This window comes from Streptomyces sp. NPDC104814, assembly GCF_055583185.1.
Window position 1 is genome coordinate 25,033 of the sequence record NZ_JBVJOL010000005.1, and the last position, 20,560, is coordinate 45,592.

Here is a 20,560-nt window from a genome sequence, read left to right on the forward strand (position 1 = left end):
CGGGTAAACGTGATCTTGTCGACTTATCCATGAAGGTGACCATCAGTCAGGTCTCGTCCCGTGGCGCGGATCACATTCTCGCCGGGAACCTTTCGGGATCCGCGTTGAAACCCGTGGTGGTCATGACAGAGGGTGCGGATTCCATCTGTCGTTTTTCTTGCATGCCTTGGTGGGGTCGACGCGTATGCGCGCTCAAAGTCCACCGTCGTGGCTGGGGCGTTGGCGCCCAGCGGCGACGGAGTCACAACGACGGCGCCGCCGGCAAAGCCGCGCGGCGACCGTCCTTTTGTTGTCCACGGCCTTGTTGGTGAGCAGTCTCGGTACGGAGGCCTGGGCGATACCGGGTCCCGGGATGAACCGGGAGGAGGTCAAGCTCCCGGATCTGCCGAAGCCCACCGCGCTGGACGCGGACGAGGAAGCGGAGAAGAACCTCACCACGGCGCCCGAGGTGCCCGTCGATCCGTACGCTCCGACGGCGGTCACGCCGTGGGCGGCGGACAGCGGTGTCGCCACGCTCGCCGCGGACGCCACGCCGGGTACGACGGTCCCGGTCGATGACCTGCCGATCGCGGTCGGGGTGCCTGCGGGTACCGATCCGGCGGCGATCGACGGCACGTGGAAGGTCGATCTGGCGGCGCCGACGGCGTCGCAGGACGCGAACGTCTCCGGCATGATCATGAAGGTCACGCCGCCGGCGGACGCGGACCCGACCGCGCAGGTCTCCATCGCCGTCGACACGACGAGCTTCGCGGACCTGTACGGTCCGCAGGCCGCGGACCGTTTCGGCCTCGTGCTGCTGCCGAACTGTGTGATGGACTCCCCGGACACGGGTGACTGCGCCACCGACGCGGGTACGACCACCATGTCCGGCAAGACCGATGTGCAGCCGGAGCGGTTGCGTTCGTCGGTGAAGGTCGTGGCGGCGGACAAGGCGCCGACGAAGACCAAGGCTGCGAAGAAGGCGTCGAAGCGGAAGATCCTGACCGGTTCGGTGCCGGTCGGGGACCTGCTGGGCGGCAACGCCGGGGTCACGCAGTCCGGGGCGCGCACGGCTGCCTACCGCAGCGGTGACGCCCTGCCGGTCGTCGACGCCTCGGGTCCGCAGGTGATCGGCGCGATGGACACCGGAGCGTCCGCGTCGGGGGACTTCACCGCGTCCCCGCTGCTGTCCTCCGGTTCCTGGGCCGCGGGTTCTTCTTCCGGCGCGTTCACGTACTCCTACGACGTGCAGGTGCCGGAGACCGCCGGCGGTCTGATGCCGAAGATCTCCCTGGGCTACTCGTCGCAGTCGGTGGACGGCCGGACGTCGGCGACGAACAACCAGGCCTCCTGGATCGGTGACGGCTGGGACTACAACCCCGGTTCGATCACCCGCACCTACGCCAACTGCCGTGAGGACTCCAAGAAGGAGGGGTCGAACAACAAGACCCACCGCACGGCGGACCTGTGCTGGGGTTCGATGAACGCCACGCTGTCGCTGGGCGGGATGACCACCGAGCTGGTCTGGGACAAGGACCAGGGCAAGTGGTTCACCGCCAACGGTGACGGCTCCAAGATCGAGCGCCTCACCGACACGGACAACGCCAACGGCGCCCGCAACGGCGAGTACTGGGTGGTCACCACCAAGGACGGCACCCGCTACTACTTCGGCATGAACAAGCTGCCGGGCTGGGCGTCCGGGCAGCCGACGACCGACTCCGTCCTCACCGTCCCCGTCTACGGCAACCACGAGGGCGAGGACTGCTACAAGGCCGGTGACTGGGCCCACTCGTGGTGCACCCAGGGCTGGCGGTGGAGCCTGGACTACGTCGAGGACATCCACGGCAACGCGATGTCCTTGTGGTGGAAGAAGGCGCAGAACTACTACGCCCGTAACTTCGACTTCAAGGCGCCGGTCGTCTACGACCGTGACGGCTGGCTGGACCACATCGACTACGGCCAGCGCAAGGACACCCTGTTCTCCGCGACCGCTCCGGCCCGGGTGAACTTCACCGTCGCCGAGCGCTGCCTCACCGAGGGCACCCTGACGTGCTCGGACGCGAACTTCGAGGACAAGGACCCGGGCAAGTACCGCATCTGGTACGACACCCCGGCCGACCTGAACTGCAAGCAGGTCACCTCCACCTACAAGACGAAGTGCTGGAACGCCGGCCCCTCCTTCTGGAGCCGCAAGCGGCTGACGCAGATCCAGACCTCGGCGCAGCGCCGCACGGACACCACCGCCCGCCAGGTCGTGGACCGCTACGCGCTCACCCAGAGCTTCCCCGTTTTGAAGACCGGTCCGAACACGGCGCTGTGGCTGGAGTCGGTGCAGCGCACCGGCTACGCCCGCAACGGCAGCACGGACAAGAGCGTCACCATGAACGCGGTGCGTTTCGAGTCCAATGCCGAGGACATGCCCAACCGGGTGATGCGCCCGAACGACCCGCGGCCCGGTTTCTCCCGGCTGCGGATCGCGCGTGTCATCAACGAGTACGGCGGCGAGACCGTCGTCACGTACAAGAAGCCCGAGGGTGACTGCGCCACCGGCACCAACCTGCCGGACAAGAAGGACACCGCGGGCCTGAAGTCCAACACCCGCCTGTGCTACCCCTCGTTCTGGGCGCCGGATCCTGAGGTCGAGGACATCGACTGGTTCCACAAGTACGTGGTGGACTCCATCGAGGAACTCCCCAACGTCGACGGCGCGTTCGCGACGAAGACGGCGTACGTCTACAAGAACCCGGGCTGGAAGCTCGCCGACCAGGAGTTCACCAAGAAGTCCACGCGGACGTACTCGCAGTTCGCGGGCGTCGAGCAGACCACGGTGATCACCGGCACCGACGACGCGTCGATCGGCTCCAAGCGCTCCAAGGCGGTGACCCGCTTCTTCCGCGGCATGGGTGACACCGTGTCCGTGAAGGACATCACCGGCACCGAGATCGCCAAGGACCGCGAGGCCTTCGCCGGCCGCATCGCCGAAGAACTCGACTACAACAACGCCGACGACGCCGACACCGACTGGGTGTCCCGCTCGATCACCGTCCCCGAGGCCACCGAACTGGCCCACCGCGACCGCGACGACGGCCTCGACCCCCTGCGCGCCTGGCGTGTGACGGAGCCGGACGAGATCGCGTACACCAAGTCGTCGGGCACGAACAGCGACGACACCCGCACCGAGCGGATCGTCAAGACCCACACGACGTATGAGCCAACCTATGGTCTGCCGGTGCTGGTGGAATCGCTGGGTGACACGGGCAAGACCGGCGACGAGTCCTGCACCAAGTCGGAGTACATCCACAACACGGCGAAGAACCTGATCGGGCTGACCAAGCAGGTTCTGGTCTCTCCGACGACGTGTGCTGCCGCCGACTTCAGCAACCTCGGGTCGCTGAGCAGCGGTATCCGTACCGCGTACGACGGCCAGGGCTATGGGGTCGCGCTCGCCGACACCAGCAAGGGCGAGGCGTCGGAATCCTGGTCGATCAACGGTGACGGCAACGGCTGGCAGTCGGAGGGGACGACCGAGTTCGACGCGATCGGCCGTGTCACCCGCACCACCGACACGGACCACAAGACGTCGGGTCTGATCACCTACGAGCCGGCCACCGGTCAGGTCTTCAAGGTCACCGAGACCAACGCGGTCGGTCACTCCGAGAGCCGTGAGCTCGAGCCCGGTCGTGGCACCACGACCAAGACGGTCGACGCCAACGGCCACGTCACGCAGGCGGAGTTCGACCCGCTGGGCCGGCTCGAGAAGGCCTGGGCCGCGGACCGCGCCCCGTCCGACACCGCGGTGCCGGACTTCCGGGCCGTCTACACGGTTCCGCCGTACGTGGCAGGCGAGGACCGCAAGCCGTCCTACGTCACCACCTATTCGCGCGGCTACAACGACAAGATCGACACCTCCGTCACCCTCTACGACGGCCTCGGCCGCGAACGCCAGCAGCAAGAACAGGCGGACGGTGGCGGCTGGCTGATCACCGACACGCTCTACAACAGCTCCGGTGAGGTCTGGCAGACCAACAACGCCTACCTGACCTACGACTCCAAGCCCGGCGAGCTGTTCTCCCCGGAGGCCGACACTCAGGTCCCCAACATCACCCGCTACACCTACGACGGCTCGGGCCGCGTGGTCCAGGAGACGCCGGTCCTCAAGGTCGAGGACCCGGACACGCACGAGGTCACCGCGAAGGAGGTCCCGGCGCGGGCCACCAAGTACGAGTACGGCCTGGACTGGTCGAAGGTCGTCAACCCGCAGGGGACGTCCTCCTACCAGGTCTTCACCGACGCCCTCGGCCGCACCAAGAGGGTCGACACCTTCAACCCGGACGCGCCCGGCGGCTTCACCTCGATGAAGTACGAGTACGACGCCCGCGGCATGCTGGTGAAGGCGACCAACACCGCCGACGCCGCTCACCCGTGGACGTGGACGTACGACCACCGCGGTCGCCAGGACACGGCGACGGACCCGGACTCGGGCACCGTCTCCACGTGGTACGACAGCCACGACCGGGTGCTGCACAGCAAGAACGCCCGCGGCATCGACGTCTGGTACAACTACGACCAGCTGTCGCGCCCCACGGAGGAGCATCTGGGCGCCGCGGACGGCACCCTCCTGGCCAACTTCACCTACGACCTGGCGCCCGGCGGCAAGGGCATGCCCTACACCGCCACCCGCTACACCGACGGTGATGCCTACACCCAGCAGGTCGACGGCTACAACAAGGACTACCAGCCGACCTCGACCACGCTGACCCTGCCGACCACCCTGGCCTCCGCCTGGGGCCTGGACTCCTCGTACTCGTACTCCTACAAGTACAGTGACAACGGCATGCTGGAGGAGTCCACGCTGCCGAAGGTCGGCAAGTTCGACTCCGAGAAGCTGGTCGTTCGCTACAACGAGGACGGCAAGCCGCTCTCCGTGTCCGGCAAGGACTGGTACGGCTCCGAGACGGTCTACGACCCCTACGGCCAGGTGCTGCGCTCCACGCTGGGCGCCCAGCCCTACCGCGTGTGGACGCAGAACACGTTCGACGAGTCCAGCGGTGAGCTGAAGGACCAGCAGGTCTTCCGGGAGAAGGGCGCCACCAACGCCGGCGACACTTCCCTGGTCGGCGGCAACCTCGTCTCCAAGCGGTCGTACACCTACGACCCGTCCGGAAACGTCACCTCGATCACCGAGGGGGCGACCGGCATCGAGGAACGCCAGTGCTTCGCGTACAACCCGCTGGGTGAGCTGAAGACGGCGTGGACGGCCAAGGACCTGACGTCCAAGCCCGACACCGCTTGCCTCTCGCCGAAGAACACCGACGGTGCGCTGAACGTGGCGCCCGGCACGGACAAGTCCGGCTACTGGCAGGAGTACGAGTACGACCTGCTCGGCAACCGCACCAAGCTGACCGAGAAGGACCTCACCGGCAACACCGCCAAGGACGCCACGACCACCTACGCCTACGGCAAGGCCGACGGCTCCCAGCCGCGCACGCTGACCAAGGTGTCCAAGACCTACACCACGCCGGCCGGCGCGCAGGTCAAGGCCGAGGCGGAGCGTCTGTACGAGCTCACCGGCGACACCAAGACCATCACCTCGCTCCAGAACGGCGACAAGCAGACGCTGAGCTGGACGTACGACGGACAGGTCGACCGGATCACCGGTGCGGGCACCGGCGGCAAGACCCCGTACGTGGGTCTCGCCGACAAGTGCCTCGACCTCAGGAGCGGCCTCGCGGTCGCCGGTACGGCGATCCAGCTCTATGGCTGCAACGCCTCGCCGGCGCAGAACTGGCGCTTCAGCCAGACCCCGGGCGGGACCAACCCCGACCAGGGAACGCTGAACGTCTACGACAACTGGTGCGTCCAGCCCGCCGGCAACACCGCCGGCTCGGCCGTTCAGCTCCAGAAGTGCGACGGCTCGGCCGGCCAGGAGCTCAAGCGCAACGCCTCGGGTCAGCTGACCCACGTGGCGTCGGGCCTGTGCCTGGCGGTCCAGGGCGCCAACTCGGCGAACTCGACCCCGATCGTGCTGGCCACCTGTGACAGCACCAAGGCCGAGCAGCAGTGGGCGCCGCAGAACGACACCCGCTACATCTACGGCCCCGACGGCTCGCGTCTGCTGACCATCAAGGGCAAGCAGGCCACGCTCACCGTGGGCGATGCCGAGGTCACCGTCCAGAAGGGCGGCGTCCTGGTCAACACCCAGCGCACCTACCCCGCTCCCGGCGGTGCCGTCATGCGCTACGCCTACGGCACCGGCGCCGACAAGCTGGTCGCCATGACCACGGACCACCAGGGCAGCCCGTACGCCGAGGTCGCCCTGGACGGCGGCATGTCGGTGCGGATCCGCAAGCAGGACCCGTTCGGCAACCAGCGCGGTGCCGACACGGCCGGCGTCAACCGGCAGTCCCACACCGGGTTCCTGGGGTCCCCGCTCGACGACAGCTCCGGTTTCGTCCCGCTGGGCGCGCGTCTGTACGACCCGGTGGTCGGACGCTTCCTGTCCGCCGACCCGGTGCTGGACCTCAACGACGTCCTGCAGTCCAACGGGTACGCCTACGCGCACAACAACCCGGCGACGTTCTCCGACCCGTCGGGCGAATCCATCGTGCTGACCGCTTCCGAGCGGGCCGCGGCCCTCGCGGGCGCGGGTCTGTCCGCGGCGCAGGTCGCGCAGGCACAGGCGATGCAGGGCAAGTCCCTCACCTCGGTGATCCTGGCCGTGGCGTGGGAGACGCTGAAGGACTTCATCGGCATCAACGACGCCATGGCGTGCTTCGGCGGCGACATGTGGTCCTGCATCAGCATCGCGGTCGACGCCATCCCGTGGACCAAGCTGGGCAAGATCCCCTCCGTCATCAAGGCCGTCAAGCGCACCATCAAGGCCGTCGAGTCCTTCAAGGCGGCCAAGAAGGCAGCCGAGATCGTCCTGAAGGCGGCCAAGGCAGCCGAGGCCGCGGCACTCAGAGCGAAGAAACTCGCCATCGAACGCGCCAAGAAGCTCGCGGCGCAACGGGCGAAGAAGAGAGCGGCCGAGGCAGCCAAGAGAACCGCCGACAGGGCACTGGAGGCAGCCAGGAAGACCGGCAACCCGCGCCACAAGGCGGCGCAGGCCCACGCGGCCCCGAAGGTGTCCTCGCACACCCGCGGCGGCGGTGGCGGAGGCAAGGGCGGCGGCGGCAGCGGCGGGGGCTCCAAGCCCGGCGGCAAGTCGGGCGGCTCCTCCAAGAGCAACGGCGGGACCAGCGGCAGCGGCGGCTCGGGCAAGGCCGAGGGCGGCGGGACGTGCAACAGCTTCGTCCCGGGCACCCAGGTCCTGATGGCCGACGGCACCACCAAGCCGATCGAGAAGGTCAAGACCGGCGACAAGGTCGTCACCACCGACCCGAAGACCGGTGAGCGCCGCATCGAGACCGTCACGGCCGAGATCCGTGGCCACGGCCTGAAGCACCTGGTCAAGGTCACGATCGACGTCGACGGCAAGAAGGGCAGCAGGACGGCCCAGGTCACCGCGACCGACGGCCACCCCTTCTGGGTCCCCGAGCTCCACTCGTGGATCAAGGCCACCGACCTGCACGCCGGCGAGTGGCTGCAGACCAGCGCGGGCACCTACGTCCAGATCACGGCGATCGACCGCTGGACGACCCCGGCGGCCACCGTTCACAACCTGACGGTGTCCGACGTCCACACGTACTACGTCGTGGCGGCCGGCACCTCGGTTCTCGTCCACAACTGCAACCACGGTGGCGCGGAGCTCGACTACGGATCCGTGGACGCGGACGGGCGGCGCTCCGGTGCCGTCGGGATCATCACGCCGGAACTGGTCGCCGCCGATGTGGGCACCAAGGCGAACCGGCGCATCAGGCCCCCGGGCTTCGTCAGCGGCGACAACGGCGACGCCCGCGGTCACCTCATCCCGAAGGCGGCCGGTGGTTCCGGAGACGTGGAGGCGAACCTCGTCCGGACGAACGCGAAGGTCGACAACGAGGACATGAACAAGTTCGAGAAGGAGATCGTCGCGCATGTGACGGACAACCAGGCGACGATCATGTACTCGTCGACACCGCACTACCATCCAGGCGGTGACGTCCCGTTCGCCGTCACGATCGAGGCGTTCGACGACAACGGCTGGTACATGGGGCGGACCTTCTTCCAGCCCTGAATGCCAGTTCTGCATGCGCCCTGAATGACTGAGGGGGGAGCTCCGGCCGGAGCTCCCCCCTCTTCGTCTTGTCGCCGCCCGCCGTCAGCGACGCCACTCGTACGCGCCGGGCGACGTCTGGCGCACCTCGCTCGGCCAGGTCCGGCGCACGCCGGCCAGCAGTTCCTGCTGCTCGTCGAGCCAGCCGTCCGACACCGCGAGGGGCACGTCGACGACGGCGCCGGAGGCGGCCGCGTCCTCGACCCGCACGACAACGACCTCGCCGTCCTCCGCCCAGGTGACGCGGACCGCGGGATCGTTGCCCTGGTCCAGCCATGCGACGTCCCGGCCGGCCCGGAGCCCGGCGAGACACCGGGCCCACTCCTCCAGGTCCCTGGGGGAGAAACCGATCCGCAGGCGCCCGCGAACGAAGCTCGTCTCGATGAGGATCTCCGCGTCCAGCAGGTCGTGCAGGGGCAGCACCCCGGGTGCTCTCCGGCCCAGGACGCGGATGCGGAAACAGGACTCGTGGTCCACCACTCTGACCAGGTCCACGGCACCGTGCTCGTCCTCGTAGCTCATCACCCCATCCAACAACAAGCCCCGCCGGGTATCACCCGGCGGGGCTTGTCGTTGGGCCGGCGTCAGAGCCGCTCAGGCGTCCTGATCCCCAGCAGGGCCATGCCCTGGTGCAGGGTCTTCGCGGTCACGTCGCACAGGAACAGGCGGTTCTCGACCTGGGCCGGGGTGTCCGCCTTCAGGACCGGGCACTTGTCGTAGAACGTCGTGTAGAGCGACGCCAGCTGGTACAGGTACGCCGTCATCTTGTGCGGGGCGTACTCCGCCGCCGCCTCCGCGACGATCTCCGCGAACGCGTCCACGTGCAGGCCCAGCGCGCGCTCCGCCGCGTGCAGCTCCAGCTCCGGGTGGGCGGCGGGGCGGACCTCGCCGGCCTTGCGCAGGATGGACTGGATACGGGCGTAGGCGTATTGGAGGTAGACGCTGGTGTCGCCGTTCAGCGAGACCATCTGGTCCAGGTCGAACTTGTAGTCCCGGTTCGCCGACGTCGACAGGTCCGCGTACTTCACCGCGCCGATGCCCACCTGGGCGCCCCGCTCGGCGATCTCCTCCTCGGACAGGTCCTGCGCCTTCTCCCGGACGACGGCCGACGCGCGGTCGATCGCCTCGTCGAGGAGGTCGACCAGCCGGACCGTCTCGCCCTCACGCGTCTTGAACGGCTTGCCGTCCTTGCCGAGGACCGTGCCGAACGCCAGCTGGTGCGCCTTCACGTCGTCGTTCAGCCAGCCGGCCTTGCGCGCGGTCTCGAAGACCATCTTGAAGTGCAGGGACTGACGGGCGTCGACCACGTACAGCAGCGTGTTCGCCTTCAGGTTGAACACGCGGTCACGGATCGCGGAGAGGTCGGTCGCCGCGTAGCCGTAGCCGCCGTCGGACTTCTGCACGATCAGCGGGACCGGGTTGCCGTCCGGGCCCTTGATGTCGTCGAAGAACACGCACAGCGCGCCCTCGGAGCGGACCGCGACGCCCGACTCCTCCAGCAGACGGCAGGTCTCCGCGAGCATGTCGTTGTAGCCGGACTCGCCGACGATGTCGGGGTCGCGGACCTCCAGGTCCAGCTTCTCGAAGACGGAGAAGAAGTAGATCTTCGACTCGTCCACGAACTTCTGCCACATGGCCAGCGTGTGCGGGTCACCGGCCTGCAGGTCCACCACCCGGCGGCGGGCGCGCGTCTTGAACTCCTCGTCGGAGTCGAACTTGCGGCGCGCGGCCTTGTAGAGGCGGTCCAGGTTGGACATGGCCTCCTCGCCGCTCACCTCGGCGCCGCTGTGGTCCAGCTCGTGCGGGTGCTCGTCCAGGTACTGGATGAGCATGCCGAACTGGGTGCCCCAGTCGCCGATGTGGTGCCGGCGCACCACGTTCTCGCCGGTGAACTCCAGCAGCTGCACCACCGAGTCGCCGATCACCGCGGACCGCAGATGACCGACGTGCATCTCCTTGGCCACGTTCGGCTGCGCGTAGTCGACGACCGTGGTGCCCGGCTGCTCCGCCCGCGGCACGCCGAGCCGGCCCTCGCTGTCCGCGGCGCGCGCGGCGAGGTTCTCGGTGATCGCCCGGTCGGTGATCGTGACGTTCAGGAAGCCGGGGCCGGAGACCTCGATGTCCTGGATCAGGTCACCGGTGGTCACCTGCGCGACGACCTGCGTGGCCAGCTCCCGCGGGTTGGCCTTGGCCTTCTTCGCCAGGGCGAGGATGCCGTTGGCCTGGTAGTCCGCCCGGTCGCTTCGTCGCAGCAGCGGGTCGGCGCCGGCGGCCTCGGGAAGGGCAGCCGACAGCGCGGACGCGAGGCGCTGGTGGACGGAAGCGGTGAGGGACGTGACCGAGGCCATAGGAATGGGTGCCGTTCTCCTCGTGGGGTGTGTGGACACGGCCAGTATCCCATGGGGGTAAAACCGTTTTCCGGGCTCGGGCGGCCGCCCCGGTGCTCACGCCCGCCGACGGGCCCGCCTGCGCCGGATCAGCGCGCCGGCGGCGACCGCGAGCGCGACCGCGGCGCCCGCCGCCGCGGCGGTGACGACGCGCCACGGCCGGTGGGGTGCGGGCTTCGGCGGGGGCTTCTCGGCGATGACGAAGTCGATGCTGTCCGCGTTGTTCGACGTGTCCGGGTCGTCCGGGACGCCGGTGACCGAGGCGGGAGCCTTGTAGGTCGTGCCGGCTGCCTTACGGGGGAAGCGCCATCCCACGGGGAGGGTGATGCTCTCGCCCGGGGCCAGCTCGAACAGCAGGCACATCACCACGCCCGGGTCGGTCCAGCACCGGTAGGCGACGTCCTCGCGGGCCGCCCGGCCAGTAGTCCCCCATGACGGTCATCGTCAGTTCCAGCTGGGTGGCCGTGGCCGGGCCGTGGTTGGTCACCACCAAGGGCGTCTCCACGCCCTCGCCGGGAGCGACCGGCCCGGACGGCTTCCGCCACACGAGGCCGAGGTCGGCGGACCCGTCGCCGGTGACGGTGTCCGCCGCCTGTGCCACGGGCGCGGACGCGGCCAGCAGTACGAGGACGGCCGCGCCCGCGGCCCATCGGTGGCCCACCGGCTCAGTGCTCCCGGCGGCGGACCCGGCGTGCCAGGGCGAGCGCGCCGCCCGCGACGGTGAGCGCCGCCGCTGCCGCGGTGGCCGTGGTGAGGCCGTCGGTGCCGGTCGAGGCGAGTTCGCCGGAGCCGCCCTGCGGGGTGCCGCCGGTGCCGGTACCGGTCCCCGTGCCGGTGGCGGGCGCCCCGGTCGAGGCGGTCGACGTGGGCGACGGCGCGGGGGTCGCCGTCGGCTTCGGGGTCGGCTTCGCAGTGGGCCTCGGGGTCGGCTTGTGCGTGGGCTCGGCCGGGCCCGTGATCGTGAAGACCAGGGTGTCCTGGTCGTTCGCCGGGTCCGGGTCCAGGGGGCCGTTCGCCAGCAGGTCGGCCGGTACCCGGTAGGTCGTCCCGGCGGCCTTGCGCGGGAAGTTCCAGATGAAGGAGTACGTGCGGGACTCGCCCGAGGCCAGCTCGGGCAGGTCGCAGATCAGCTCTCCCGGGTCGGCCCAGCAGGTGGAGTCGTAGCCCGGCTTCGGCCAGTGGTCGTAGCCCACGAAGAAGCGCACCGCGGCGAGCCGGACCGGACCCGGACCGTGATTGGTCACCACCAGGTCCGTGCGCACGTCCTCGCCCGGCTTCACCGACACCTTGTCCCGCTGCCACGCCAGGCCGAGGTCCTGACCCGTCTCGACCGTGACGGACGCCGTCGCCGTGTTGTCCTGCGGCCTGGTGTCGACGGCGTCCCCGATGACGGCCGTGGCCGTCATCGCCAGGGTGGTGCCCGCCGCCACGCCCCGGCCGACCCGCACGGACAGCTGCTCCCACACATGCTCGTGCGGGGCGTCCAGGGAGCGGCAGGTGACCGTGCGGCCGTCCGCGGACGGTACGCAGCGGGTGTACTCCAGGTCGTCGTGGTCGGTGGGGCGCAGGTAGGTCAGACCGGCCGGGAGAGTGATCACCGTCGCCAGTTCGGGGACCGTGCCCGAGACCAGGTCCGCCGCCACGTTCAGCTGGAACGTGCGGCCGGGCGCCAGCACCGCCGGCTCCGGCACCAGCGACGTGCGCACATCGGCCTGCGCCGGCGCCGCCGGTACGGCCCGCGCCGCCGGTGCCGCCACCGCCCCGAGCAGCAGCGCGGCCGCCGCCGCGCCGGCGATCCGTGCTGCCCGTCCGATACCGCTCCGCATGGCCCCCACCCCTTCGCCGGCCGTTCCGTCGGGCAGTTGGACCAACCGGTGCGGGGAACGGTTGTGCCAAGGATCGGGGAAGTCGTTTTCCGCGTGGGGTCCGGGCCTGGGACAATGGGGGCGCGCGGCCGTGGCACCGTCCCGGCCGCCGGCTGAGAACTCCGTTTCGAGAACTTCAGAGAAGTCTGAGAACTCCAGAAAAAGAGGACGTGCCGATCGTGGCTCAGAGCGCCGAGACCACCGACTGGGTCTCCCGTTTCGCGGATGAGGTCATCGAGGAGTCGGAGCGTCGGGCCCCGGGCAAACCGGTCGTCGTCGCCTCCGGACTCTCTCCCTCCGGCCCCATCCACCTGGGCAACCTGCGCGAGGTCATGACCCCGCACCTGGTCGCCGACGAGATCCGCCGCCGCGGGTACCAGGTGCGCCACCTGATCTCCTGGGACGACTACGACCGCTACCGCAAGGTGCCGGCCGGCATCGACGGGATCGACGAGTCGTGGGCCGAGCACATCGGCAAGCCGCTGACCTCCGTGCCCGCCCCGAAGGGCTCGCCCCACCCGAACTGGGCCGAGCACTTCAAGGCGGCCATGGTCGACTCGCTCGCCCAGCTCGGCGTCGAGTTCGACGGGATCAGCCAGACCGAGCAGTACACCTCCGGGGTGTACCGCGAGCAGATCCTGCACGCCATGAAGCACCGGCAGGACATCGACGCCGTCCTCGCCCAGTACCGCACCAAGGCCAAGCCGGCCGAGCAGAAGAAGCAGCAGGCCAAGCAGAAGCCGGTCGACGAGGCCGAGCTGGAGGCCGCCGAGGGCTCCGGCGCCGCCGAGGAGGACGACGGCTCGTCCGGCTCCGCCGGGTACTTCCCGTACAAGCCGTACTGCGGCAACTGCGAGAAGGACCTCACCACCGTCACCGCCTACGACGACGACTCCACCGAGCTGACGTACTCCTGCACGGCGTGCGGCTTCTCGGAGACCGTCCGGCTCGGCGAGTTCAACCGCGGCAAGCTGGTCTGGAAGGTCGACTGGCCGATGCGCTGGGCCTACGAGGGCGTGATCTTCGAGCCGAGCGGCGTCGACCACTCCTCGCCGGGCTCGTCGTTCCAGGTCGGCGGCCAGATCGTCGGGATCTTCGGCGGCAAGCAGCCCATCGGCCCCATGTACGCCTTCGTCGGCATCTCCGGCATGGCGAAGATGTCGTCCTCGCGCGGTGGCGTGCCCACCCCGGCGGACGCGCTGAAGATCATGGAGCCGCAGCTGCTGCGCTGGCTGTACGCCCGCCGCAAGCCCAACCAGTCCTTCAAAATCGCCTTCGACCAGGAGATCCAGCGGCTCTACGACGAGTGGGACCGCCTCGACGCCAAGGTCGCCGACGGCTCGGCCCTCCCCGCCGACGTCGCCGCGCACTCCCGCGCCGTGCGCACCGCCGCCGGTGAGCTGCCGAAGACGGCCCGCCCGCTGCCGTACCGCACGCTGGCCTCCGTCGCCGACATCACCGCCGGCCACGAGGACCAGGCGCTGCGCATCCTCAGCGAGCTGGACCCGGAGCAGCCGCTGGCCTCCCTGGACGAGGCCCGGCCCCGGTACGACAAGGCCGAGGCGTGGATCAACACCCACGTCCCCGCCGACCAGCGCACCATCGTCCGCGAGGAGCCCGACGCCGAGCTGCTGAAGTCGCTGGACGAGGCCGGCCGCGAGTCGCTGCGGCTGCTGCTCGACGGGCTCGCCGAGCACTGGTCGCTCGACGGGCTCACCCACCTCGTCTACGGCGTGCCCAAGGTCCAGGCCGGGTTCTCCGCGGACGCCACGCCCAAGGAGCTGCCGCCGGAGATCAAGACCGCCCAGCGGTCGTTCTTCGCGCTGCTCTACCACCTGCTCGTCGGCCGTGACACGGGTCCGCGGCTGCCCACCCTGCTGCTCGCGGTGGGGCAGGAGCGGGTGCGGCGGCTGCTCGGCGCGTAACCAGCCCCGAAGGGTACGGACGAACGGGAGAGGGGCCCTCCACGGCGGAGGGCCCCTCTCCCGTTCCTGCCCTTACGCGATGTGCTCCTCCTGGAGCTCCGCCGTGTGGCGGGCGGCGAAGCGCTGCACCATCCGCTCGGCCTCGCCCTTGGGCAGCGTCCTGCCGAACGTCGCCTCCACGTCCTCCCGGAACTGGGCGGGGGTCGGGTAGCTGCCGTCGATCGACTTGCGGAAGACCAGGTAGAAGTCCTCCTCCGTCGGCTCCGGCTCGGGGACGCCGCCGCCGTCGCCCAGTTCGCGGGTACGGTTCGGGCCGACCGGGATGGGGAAGCTGCCGGTCTCCTCCGGGGAGGGCTCGTCGGCGGGCGGCTCCTCCTGGTACTGGTCCCGGTACTGGTCGGCTTCCTGCTGCTCGGCGTACCACTGGGCGTACTGCTCGGCCGGGTCGTAGTGGGGGTCGTAGCCGCCGTGGTACTCGACCTCGCGGGGGTTGTGGAACCACGGGCTCTCGTCGGGAACGGCCTCGCCGGCCTGCTGCCCGGCGTCGTCGCCGGCCGGCTCGGGGCGCTGCTCGGCGCGCGGCGCCGACTGCTGCGGGAGGGGAGCCGCCCCGGCGGTACGACCGCGCGCGGCCACCTCGGCGGAGGACGACGGCCCGGCCGCGGGCGCCGCGTCCAGGGCCGGCTTCGGGGCCGCCGGTATCAGCGCCGGCTCGATGCCGGCTGCGGCGAGGCCGGCGGGTGCGGTCTCGGAGAGGGGGACGCCGTAGCGGGCGAGGCGCAGCGGCATGAGGGATTCGACGGGGGCCTTGCGGCGCCAGGCGCGGCCGAAGCGGGAGCGCAGCCGGGCCTGGTAGACGAGGCGTTCCTGTTCGAGCTTGATGACCTGTTCGTAGGAGCGCAGTTCCCACAGTTTCATGCGGCGCCACAACAGGAAGGTGGGCAGCGGGGAGAGGACCCAGCGCATGAGCCGGACGCCCTCCATGTGGCGGTCGGCGGTGATGTCGGCGATGCGGCCGATGGCGTGCCGGGCGGCCTCGACGGAGACGACGAACAGGATGGGGATGACGGCGTGCATGCCGACGCCGAGGGGGTCGGGCCAGGCGGCGGCGCCGTTGAAGGCGATGGTGGCGGCGGTGAGCAGCCAGGCGGTCTGGCGCAGCAGCGGGAAGGGGATGCGGATCCAGGTCAGCAGCAGGTCCAGCGCGAGCAGGACGCAGATGCCGGCGTCGATGCCGATCGGGAAGACGTAGGAGAAGTTGCCGAAGCCCTTCTTGATCGCCAGTTCCCGCACGGCGGCGTAGGAACCGGCGAAGCCGATTCCCGCGATGATCAGGGCGCCGGACACGACCACACCGATCAGAATCCGGTGCATCCGAGTCAGCTGCGGTGGCGCGGCCACGCGTACTCCCCTCCCCTTGCCTGCTGTTGCGCGCAACAGGGTGGCACATGTGTACGGCGGACGTGGCGCCGGTACGGCGGGAACCCGGCCCCGCGGAGGGCCGGGTTCCGGCAAACACGCCCAGACCGGGGCCTGTTGACGCCGTAGCGGAGCGCCAGTCTTTTCCGGCCGTCAGCCCTCCCCGGTCGTCAGCCCTGTCCGGCCGTCGTGACTTCCCGGCCGTCAGCTCTTCTTCGCCGCCGACGCGGACGGGGAAGCGGGCTTCGACGCGGAAGCGGACGGGGAGGCGGGCTTCGACGCGGAGGCCGACGGGGAGGCGGGGGCCTTCCCGCCGCCGGTACCACCGCTCGTGCCGGCGCCGTCGCCGTTCGCCGCCGACACCGAGGCCACCGCCTCCTTCACCGCCTGCTCAGCGGCCTTCGTCAGCTCACCGGCGTCGGGCGCCTTGTCACCGGCGAGACCGGCGCCGTTGTAGTCCAGCGTGACGACGACGTTCTCGACCCGGGCGACGACCGTCTGCTGCTTGAAGTCGCCCTCCTTCTTCTTCAGGTCGTAGCGCACCGTCGTCGCCTCGTCGCCCGTCCCGGCGACCGGCTGCGCCGCGGTGTTCTTCGCACCCGTGGTCGACTTCGCCTCCTGCACCTGCTTCACGAAGTACGCATGGGCCTGCTCGTTGCCCGAACCGCGCGAGACGTCCGACTCGAAACGCAGCAGGGAGACGTTCAGCCAGCGGAACTGCGAGCCCTTCACGCCCTTGTTGTCCAGGCTGTTCCAGGAGCAACTGGCCCGCGTGGCGGAGTCGCTGGAGCTGCCGTCCTTGCCCTTGGTGCCCTTGGGCACCAGGTCCTCCAGCGTCTTCTGCGACAGCACCCCGCACGCCTGCGGCAGCTTGGCGTACGCCGCCGCCTGCACGGTCGGCGACGCGCTCGCCGACGACGACGAGCTGCTCGCGCTCGCCCCGGAACCGGGCTTGGCCTGGTCACCGGAGCCGGAGCCGGAGTCCGAGGAGGAGCAACCGGCGGCCACCAGCATCACGGGGACGGCGGCCGCGCAGACAAGGACGCGGCTCAGCCGCGCTGCGCTCTGCGGGCGCTTCGTACGCATCTCGGGCTGGTCGTCACGCTGGGCTCGTCGCTGCATGGTTCCTTCACTCATGTGGCTCGTGGTTCCTGCGGTCGGAACGGGTCCGAGGGGCCACGGTACGCGGTGCCGACGCCACGCGGCCGTGCTCCGTCCGTCCCCCGGACACCGGCTGCGGGGAGCGCCGGACGGGTCAGCCGGACAGCGAATCGTCCAGCTGCGCCGCCAGTTTCCGGGCCCTGTCCTGCATTTCCTTGCTGTCCGGGACCGCCGTGACGGACGTCGGCTGCTCCTCGTACCGGATGGTCACGATGACGTTCGACGTGCGGAACGCCACAGTCACCGTGCGCTGCTTGGCCGTCGAACCGGGGCCGCCCAGTTGGTCGTCGAGGAACGCCTGGTCGCCGACGTCGTCCAGGGTGCGGGGCTGCAGCTCGGTCGTGGAGGAGGCCGACGGCGAGGGGGAGACGGAGCCGGAGGCGGACCCGGACGGCGCCCCGGACGGCGGGGCCGAGGGCGCGGTGGAGGGCGAGGCGGACGGCGCGGTGGAGGGCGCTGTCGTGGACGGAGTCCCGGACGGGCTCGCCGTGTCGAAGTCCGCCGTGGCCGAGGTGCTCGGCGCCGGCAGACCGGCCGCGGTCTGCAGGCGCGCGAAGAGCTGCTCGGCCTGGGCGTCGTCGCTGACGGCACTGTCGTAGGAGACGACCCGCTCGAAGTCCACCGACAGATGGTCGGTGGCGGCCGCGGACTCCACCTTCCAACGGCACCCCACCTTGCGGTCGGTGCTGTACGTCAGCTCCGCCTCGCCCGCGTAGGCCTTCTGCCGCTGCTCCTCGTCGGTGATCTCCCGGATGCCGGGCAGCAGCGCGTCGAGGGTGTCGTGGCCGACCACGCCGCACGGCTGAGGCAGCGTGCGGTACTTGCCGGGCTCGGCGGCCGCGGTCGCCGTGCCGGGCGCGCCGGGGTTGGAGTTGTCGGTTCGGCCGCCCCCGTCGGAGCCGCCGGTGCAGGCGGCCAGCAGCGCCGCGAGAAGGGCGACGGTGCCGGGTACGTACGCCTTGCGCTGCACGGGTGGGGCTCCTCTCGACGGTGCGCGGGGGGCCGGTGTCCGCGCTGGTTATTCGCTTGCCGCACGGGGGCGCCCCCTGTGCACCATGTGTATCGCACGCACGACCGTGGATGCCGGTCCGTTGTCTCTTTCATCGACCTTGGCTCCGGTTTTTGCGATACAGGTCTTTTGTTCTGTTTTCCGGGGGAATGAGGAAGTCGAGATGTCGTACGTGGAGATGCCGGGCGCCAAGGTGCCGATCCGTATGTGGACGGATCCGGCGACGGTCGAGGACGTGGCACTGCAGCAGCTGCGCAACGTGGCGACCCTGCCCTGGATCAAGGGCCTGGCCGTCATGCCCGACGTCCATTACGGCAAGGGCGCGACGGTCGGCTCGGTGATCGCGATGCAGGGCGCGGTGTGCCCGGCGGCGGTCGGGGTGGACATCGGCTGCGGGATGTCGGCGGTGAGGACGTCACTGACGGCGAACGACCTGCCGGGCGACCTGTCCCGCCTGCGCTCGAAGATCGAACAGGCCATCCCGGTGGGCCGCGGGATGCACGACGACCCCGTCGACCCGGGCCGTTTCCACGGCCTGGCGACCGCGGGCTGGGACGACTTCTGGGGTCGCTTCGGGGGTGTCGCCGACGCGGTCAAGTTCCGCGAGGAACGCGCCACGAAGCAGATGGGAACGCTCGGGTCGGGCAACCACTTCGTTGAAGTTTGCACCGATACGACCGGTTCCGTCTGGCTGATGCTGCACTCCGGCTCCCGCAACATCGGCAAGGAACTCGCCGAGCACCACATCGGCGTGGCCCAGAAGCTCCCGCACAACCAGAACCTGGTCGACCGCGACCTGGCGGTCTTCGTCGCGGACACGCCGCAGATGGCGGCGTACGAGCACGACCTCTACTGGGCGCAGGAGTACGCCAAGTACAACAGGTCGATCATGATGGCGCTCCTCAAGGACGTGATCCGCAAGGAGTTCAAGAAGGCCAAGGTGACCTTCGAGCGCGAGGTGAGCTGCCACCACAACTACGTCAGCCGCGAGCGCTACGACGGCATGGACCTGCTCGTGACCCGCAAGGGCGCGATCCGGGCCGGCTCCGGCGACTACGGGATCATCCCCGGCTCCATGGGTACCGGCTCGTACATCGTGAAGGGCCTCGGCAACGAGATGTCCTTCAACTCCGCCTCGCACGGCGCGGGCCGCCGGATGAGCCGCAACGCGGCCAAGCGGCGCTTCACGACCCAGGACCTCGAGGAGCAGACCCAGGGCGTGGAGTGCCGCAAGGACTCCGGCGTCGTCGACGAGATCCCGGGCGCCTACAAGCCGATCGACCAGGTCATCGACCAGCAGCGCGACCTGGTGGAGGTCGTGGCGAAGCTGAAGCAGGTCGTCTGCGTCAAGGGCTGAGCCGCTTCTCCATCAGGGTCACCGCGTACGGGCTGCCGGCGCCGTCCGTCTTGGCCGGTTGTTCGCCTGTGACTCGGTAGCCGGCCGACTCGTAGTAGGTGCGCAGGCGGGGGTTGGTGGAGAGGCAGTCCAGGCGGGCGTGGGGGCGGCCGGTGGCCGTGATGCGGGACTCCGCCTGGGCCAGCATCGCCCGGCCCGTGCCGGGTGGGGCCGTGTGCGGGGTGGTCATCAGCCGGTGGATGTAGCCGGCGTCGGCGGGGCGGGGGCCCCAGGCCGCCTCGTCGGCCCACCAGAGTTCCCAGGCGCCGACGAGAGCGGTGCCGGCGTACGCGAGCCAGACCTCGCCCTCGTGCATGCGGTGGACGAAGTGGGCCTCGTCCTTCTCGCCCGGCTTCCACTGGTCGATGCCGCGGGCCAGCTGCCACAGGGCCGCGGTGTCGCGCAGGCGGACCAGGGCGGGAGCGTCCGCCTCGGTGGCCTTGCGGAAGGTCAGGGGCGGCCAGGTCGTGGGGCGGGGTTCCAGGAGGGCCTCGCGCAGGGTGGCCGACAGGGTCGCGGCGTCCATGCCGAGGGACCGGGTGACGTACGCCTCGACGCTGCCGTGACGCTCCTTCAGGGCCGCCAGGAACAGGCGCATGATCGCGGCGGGGGCGCGGCCGTAGCCGGGCCAGACGGGGGAGGCGCCGTCGTTGCGGGTGCGCCAGTCGGCGAGCAGGGCCTCGGTGGCCAGTTCGGTGAGGCTGAAGTCCTCGGTGATCGTGTCTTCGTCGATGCCGAGGAGGGCGAGGACGAGGGCGGCGATCTCACCGGTGCGGTCCTTGCCGGAGGCACAGTGGAAGACGACGGGGGTGTCGCGCCGGGCTGATTCCGCGATGGTCTCCAGGGCCGCGCGGATCTCCTTGACGCCGTCCTCCGCCACCTCCATGAACCGTTCGGCCAGATAGGGGCCCGGGTCGATGTCGGGCGTCAAGGCGGCCTGGTCGTAGGGGCGGTGCTCGATGCTCAGGTTGTGGTAGGCGAGGGAGGGGTGCTCGGGGACGCGGCCGGTGCGCTCGATCTCCCAGGGGTAGCGAAGGTCGATGACCGTGCCGACGCCGAGGGAGAGGAAGCGGTCCCAGTCCGCCGTGCCCTCGGCGAGCTTGCCGAGGGAGTCGGAGCGGTAGAGACGGCCGGGGCGGACGCGGTGGGTGCCGTCCGCGGTCGGATAGCCGCCGAGATCACGGAAGTTGCGCAGGGCGTCGAAAGGTATGTGTCGGTCCAC

At 70.0% G+C, this 20,560-nt stretch carries 11 protein-coding genes; 3 read left to right on the forward strand and 8 right to left on the reverse strand.

The window, feature by feature from the left end; genetic code table 11:
- The first annotated feature begins 352 nt into the window (after positions 1-352).
- On the forward strand, positions 353-8,137 hold the full coding sequence (locus tag ACZ64A_RS18440; RefSeq protein ID WP_469811413.1) for a ricin-type beta-trefoil lectin domain protein: 7,785 nt from the start codon (positions 353-355) through the stop codon (positions 8,135-8,137).
- A gap of 84 nt (positions 8,138-8,221) precedes the next feature.
- Here ACZ64A_RS18440 and ACZ64A_RS18445 read toward each other — a convergent pair whose 3' ends face one another.
- The 4 genes from ACZ64A_RS18445 to ACZ64A_RS18460 form a co-directional block, all read right to left on the reverse strand.
- Positions 8,222-8,698 (reverse strand): DUF5959 family protein, encoded by a 477-nt coding sequence (locus ACZ64A_RS18445; protein ID WP_469811414.1) that lies wholly within the window; start codon positions 8,696-8,698, stop codon positions 8,222-8,224.
- 62 nt (positions 8,699-8,760) lie between these two features.
- Positions 8,761-10,524, reverse strand: a complete 1,764-nt coding sequence (gene argS, locus ACZ64A_RS18450; protein WP_469811415.1) for an arginine--tRNA ligase — start codon at positions 10,522-10,524, stop codon at positions 8,761-8,763.
- Between the two features lie 96 nt (positions 10,525-10,620).
- A complete protein-coding gene (locus ACZ64A_RS18455) occupies positions 10,621-10,932 on the reverse strand; it encodes a hypothetical protein (protein ID WP_469811416.1) in 312 nt (103 codons plus the stop codon).
- Between the two features lie 296 nt (positions 10,933-11,228).
- Positions 11,229-12,389 (reverse strand): hypothetical protein, encoded by a 1,161-nt coding sequence (locus ACZ64A_RS18460; RefSeq protein WP_469811417.1) that lies wholly within the window; start codon positions 12,387-12,389, stop codon positions 11,229-11,231.
- Between the two features lie 209 nt (positions 12,390-12,598).
- On the opposite strand from ACZ64A_RS18460, the gene lysS reads away from it, so the two are divergent.
- Positions 12,599-14,353 carry a lysine--tRNA ligase gene (lysS, locus tag ACZ64A_RS18465; RefSeq protein ID WP_469811418.1) on the forward strand — a complete coding sequence of 585 codons (1,755 nt, stop codon included), beginning with the start codon at positions 12,599-12,601 and terminating at the stop codon, positions 14,351-14,353.
- A gap of 72 nt (positions 14,354-14,425) precedes the next feature.
- On the opposite strand, the gene ACZ64A_RS18470 is transcribed toward lysS, so the two are convergent.
- From ACZ64A_RS18470 to ACZ64A_RS18480, 3 genes are all read right to left on the reverse strand, one after another.
- The gene (locus tag ACZ64A_RS18470; protein ID WP_469811419.1) at positions 14,426-15,754 is read right to left on the reverse strand and encodes a DUF2637 domain-containing protein; all 1,329 of its coding nucleotides are present in this window, start codon (positions 15,752-15,754) and stop codon (positions 14,426-14,428) included.
- Between the two features lie 222 nt (positions 15,755-15,976).
- Positions 15,977-16,909: a DUF3558 family protein gene (locus ACZ64A_RS18475; protein WP_469811420.1), complete on the reverse strand. Its 933-nt coding sequence runs from the start codon at positions 16,907-16,909 to the stop codon at positions 15,977-15,979.
- Positions 16,910-17,027: 118 nt separating this feature from the next.
- A complete protein-coding gene (locus ACZ64A_RS18480; RefSeq protein ID WP_469811421.1) occupies positions 17,028-17,903 on the reverse strand; it encodes a DUF3558 domain-containing protein in 876 nt (291 codons plus the stop codon).
- A 202-nt stretch (positions 17,904-18,105) separates the two neighbouring features.
- Here ACZ64A_RS18480 and ACZ64A_RS18485 point away from each other — a divergent pair, with 202 nt between their 5' ends.
- A complete protein-coding gene (locus tag ACZ64A_RS18485) occupies positions 18,106-19,299 on the forward strand; it encodes an RtcB family protein (protein WP_469811422.1) in 1,194 nt (397 codons plus the stop codon).
- Here the strand turns inward: ACZ64A_RS18485 and ACZ64A_RS18490 are convergent.
- Positions 19,289-20,560 (reverse strand): GNAT family N-acetyltransferase, encoded by a 1,272-nt coding sequence (locus ACZ64A_RS18490; protein ID WP_469811423.1) that lies wholly within the window; start codon positions 20,558-20,560, stop codon positions 19,289-19,291. The genes ACZ64A_RS18485 and ACZ64A_RS18490 overlap by 11 nt on opposite strands.

Coding starts and splice junctions, on each gene's coding strand:
- ACZ64A_RS18485 (WP_469811422.1), top strand. CDS start 18,106: ATGTCGTACGTGGAGATGCCGGGCGCCAAGGTGCCGATCCGTATGTGG.
- argS (WP_469811415.1), bottom strand. CDS start 10,524: ATGGCCTCGGTCACGTCCCTCACCGCTTCCGTCCACCAGCGCCTCGCG.
- ACZ64A_RS18460 (WP_469811417.1), bottom strand. CDS start 12,389: ATGCGGAGCGGTATCGGACGGGCAGCACGGATCGCCGGCGCGGCGGCG.
- ACZ64A_RS18445 (WP_469811414.1), bottom strand. CDS start 8,698: ATGAGCTACGAGGACGAGCACGGTGCCGTGGACCTGGTCAGAGTGGTG.
- ACZ64A_RS18475 (WP_469811420.1), bottom strand. CDS start 16,909: ATGAGTGAAGGAACCATGCAGCGACGAGCCCAGCGTGACGACCAGCCC.
- ACZ64A_RS18440 (WP_469811413.1), top strand. CDS start 353: ATGAACCGGGAGGAGGTCAAGCTCCCGGATCTGCCGAAGCCCACCGCG.